Annotated in this window: 3 protein-coding genes; all 3 read left to right on the forward strand. The window is 39.4% G+C overall.

The genetic code is table 11. The annotated features are described in order from the left end of the window. Positions 1 to 101 precede the first annotated feature (101 nt). The 3 genes from ACFE90_RS37385 (at position 102) to ACFE90_RS37395 (ending at position 3,081) form a co-directional block, all read left to right on the forward strand. Positions 102 to 578, forward strand: a complete 477-nt coding sequence (locus ACFE90_RS37385; RefSeq protein WP_375507276.1) for a hypothetical protein — start codon at positions 102 to 104, stop codon at positions 576 to 578. A gap of 443 nt (positions 579 to 1,021) precedes the next feature. Next, positions 1,022 to 1,678: a DUF1361 domain-containing protein gene (locus ACFE90_RS37390; protein ID WP_375507277.1), complete on the forward strand. Its 657-nt coding sequence runs from the start codon at positions 1,022 to 1,024 to the stop codon at positions 1,676 to 1,678. 230 nt (positions 1,679 to 1,908) lie between these two features. Further along, a complete protein-coding gene (locus ACFE90_RS37395; protein WP_375507278.1) occupies positions 1,909 to 3,081 on the forward strand; it encodes a hypothetical protein in 1,173 nt (390 codons plus the stop codon). Positions 3,082 to 3,166: the final 85 nt, after the last annotated feature.

Consider the following 3,166-nt stretch of genomic DNA (forward strand, 5'->3'; position numbering starts at 1 on the left):
GAATTACTGAACAATAACTCTCTTTCCTCCCTTGCCTCCCCTGCCTTATTTTCTCGTAATATTGGATACTTATTCTCGGTTTTATTGTTGTTGGGGTGTTAATGTCTGTTTTACATAAATATACTGTTCTTGCTTCTGTTAGCCTAAGCATCGCTTTATTCATTACTAGTTGCAGTGAAAATAAAGTTTCCCAGTGCCAGCGACTGATTCGAGTTGTGAATGCCGGAACTTCTCTGATTGATAAAAATAAAGGAACGCAGGTGATCACCAGCATACAGTTATCTAAAGATTTAGAATTTGTGACTAAATCGATTAGGGAACTGAATTTAAAAGATCCTAAGCTGAAAGAATTTCAAAGCGGTTTTCTCAAGATTTTTCAAAATCTTAGTCAAGCGGTAGCCATTGCAGCTAAGGCGCTTGGTGCGACCAAAACAGCAGATGTCTCGGCATCTGGTAGAGAAAAAATCCAAAAGGCGAGAGCCGAAATTGACTCAGCACTGACAACAGCTACAACACTTGGCCAGCAGTCGGATACATTAGTCAATCAGATGAATAAATACTGTAGCCAGCCAGAATAATCTATCTGATGGGGCACAAGTATTTTACACTCTTGGCAAAAACTTTAGGATGCTTCTGGAACTCTAGCAGGGCAAAATTAAATCAATATAATAGTTGGGACAGGGGCAACATTCCCATAAAAAAAGTCCACAGGAAGGTATTCAGCAGCGTTTTTGCCGCTCAGACTTTCTTTGTGTGGTAGATTTTACCCTAATGATTTTCTGGCTATACTAGTGATTTCAGCTGATTGATAAATTTCATCCCCCAGTATGAAAGATATAGAAACTCTAAATTCCAGACATATAAGTGTGCATTTCATTATAAGTGACATAAAAGCCTTGCCTGGTCTTGGAGTAAATAAATTTCTTGGGGAGTAAAAAGATTTTATCAGTCAATCGCTAAGGTTAACACTAACACTACAGAGTGAATTTAGATCAATCAAACGTCTTCTAAATTAGCACCTATGAAAGAAGAATTGATAGCCAGAGTTGTACAGGTCTTGCGAATTAATATGAGTTGGATGACTTGGAATTTATTTCTGGCTTTTATACCTTTAGCTTTGAGTGTGTGGCTATTTCGCTTTAGGCGTGGTGGCTCTTGGCTTTGGTGGCTAGGATTCTTAGTTTTCTATGCTTTTTTACCTAATGCACCATATTTATTGACCGATGTAATTCACTTGATAGATGATATCCGCACGATTCAATCAGTTTGGATGATTACTTTAGTACTCATTCCTTTGTATTTATTAGTAATTCTTAGTGGATTTGAAGCTTATGTAATATCGTTAATTAATTGGGGTTACTACTTACATCGTATCGGCAAAAGCCAATGGATTTGGCGCGTTGAGTTGATTACCCATTTTCTCTGTGCTGTTGGTGTTTATTGGGGGCGATTTTTGCGTTTCAACAGTTGGGATTTTATTACTCAACCCGATGCCGTACTAACCAAAGGGGTAGAAGAAATTCTTGGGAAACAGCCCCTGGTGATTGTTGTTATCACCTTTGTGGTACTTGCTGGTTTGTACTGGATTATGAAACGAGTAACTTTAGGCCTTAGCCGACCAGACAGTAAAATAGGCATAAACTCAGGACGCGCAAACTCTAACACGCCAAACATTTAATGCTTGTGGCGATTTTAGTTTTGAAATTAGAGGTTTTAATTAGTAATTCTCAAACATGAATATTGCCTATCAAAAGAAAGATGCAACTAAACCCTTCTTAAGGTGAAATAAATTCAGAAGCAAACGGTTGAACTTCAACCGCCACCATCTGAGAATAACGTCCCATCAGATCATTGAATATTGATGGTCTGATCCGATGTATTTGGTCACGTTGATAAGAGGAATATAATATGCAATTAATCTCTAGAGAGGAAATAAAGACATTAATAGAACAGCCAAAAGGAAATTGTATTTCCATTTATATGCCAACGCACCCAGCCGGGCCAGAAGTGCGACAAAACCCAATTCGCTTTAAAAATTTGGTTAGGGAAGCAGAGGCTCGTTTAATTGATGCAGGTTTGGAACAACAAGATGCGATCGCATTATTAGAAAAATCCCAGGAAATTGATACCCAAGAGTTTTGGGAGCAAATGGGAGAGCAAGGGCTGGCGATTTTTATTTCTGATAATATTTTTCGCTATTATCCCCTGCCAATTGATTTTCAAGAGTTGGTTGTGGTTACAGACCGATTTCACATCAAACCACTGCTACCAATTTTAAATAGCAATGGTCGCTTCTATATATTGGCTTTGAGCCAACAAGATGTCAGGTTCTTTGAAGGAACACGCTACAGCGTCAAAGAGGTAGAAGTAGAAAATCTCCCTAAAAGTCTAGATGAAGCTCTGCAAAGAGATGATACTGCTAAAGAAGGTCAATTTCGCATCGCAACATCAAAAGGGGGAACCTCCAATCCATTTTCACAACCAGGTACGTTTCACGGACAGGGAAGCCCTGACAGGGATAAACACCAAGAAGACATCCTCCAATTCTTTCAAATTGTTGATCGCGCATTACACGAGAAACTGAAATTGCAAAAAGCGCCTTTGGTGCTGGCTGGGGTAGAGTATCTCTTGCCTCTGTATAGACAAGCAAATACTTACCAGCATTTAATGAATGAAGCTATCACTGGTAATCCAGAAATTCTCAACGCCCAAGAGTTACATGACCAAGCTTGGCCGATTGTCGAGGCTGATTTCCAAAAGTCACAGCAAGCAGTTTTGGAGCAATTTCACGAGTTGTTTGGTGGTGATACTGGTAAAGCATCTAACAACCTCCAAGAAGTTGTCTCAGCAGCTTATTACCAACGAGTGGATTCATTACTAGTTGCAGTTGGTCAGCAACAGTGGGGTTTATTCGATCCAACCTCAGAAACGGTTTATTTGCACCCAGAAAAAGAAACTGGTGATGAGGATTTGTTGGATTTTGTCGCTGCTCATACTTTATTAAACGGTGGCACGGTTTACGCTGTTCCCTTTGAAGAGATTCCATATAGCACAGCCGTTGCGGCAATTTACCGTTATTGACATTTTGATGGTGTTGTATAAAGTTGAATGTGCTATGAACCTATCCCACTAATAATATTTTGTGAATCCAGATGTGGATAGTAGC

The sequence above is a fragment of the uncultured Nostoc sp. genome (genome assembly GCF_964245445.1).
Taxonomy (GTDB): Bacteria; Cyanobacteriota; Cyanobacteriia; order Cyanobacteriales; family Nostocaceae; genus Nostoc.

What these genes read in the sequence shown, in the direction of transcription:
- ACFE90_RS37390 (WP_375507277.1), top strand. Translation starts at nt 1,022, where the DNA reads ATGAAAGAAGAATTGATAGCCAGAGTTGTACAGGTCTTGCGAATTAAT.
- ACFE90_RS37395 (WP_375507278.1), top strand. Translation starts at nt 1,909, where the DNA reads ATGCAATTAATCTCTAGAGAGGAAATAAAGACATTAATAGAACAGCCA.
- ACFE90_RS37385 (WP_375507276.1), top strand. Translation starts at nt 102, where the DNA reads ATGTCTGTTTTACATAAATATACTGTTCTTGCTTCTGTTAGCCTAAGC.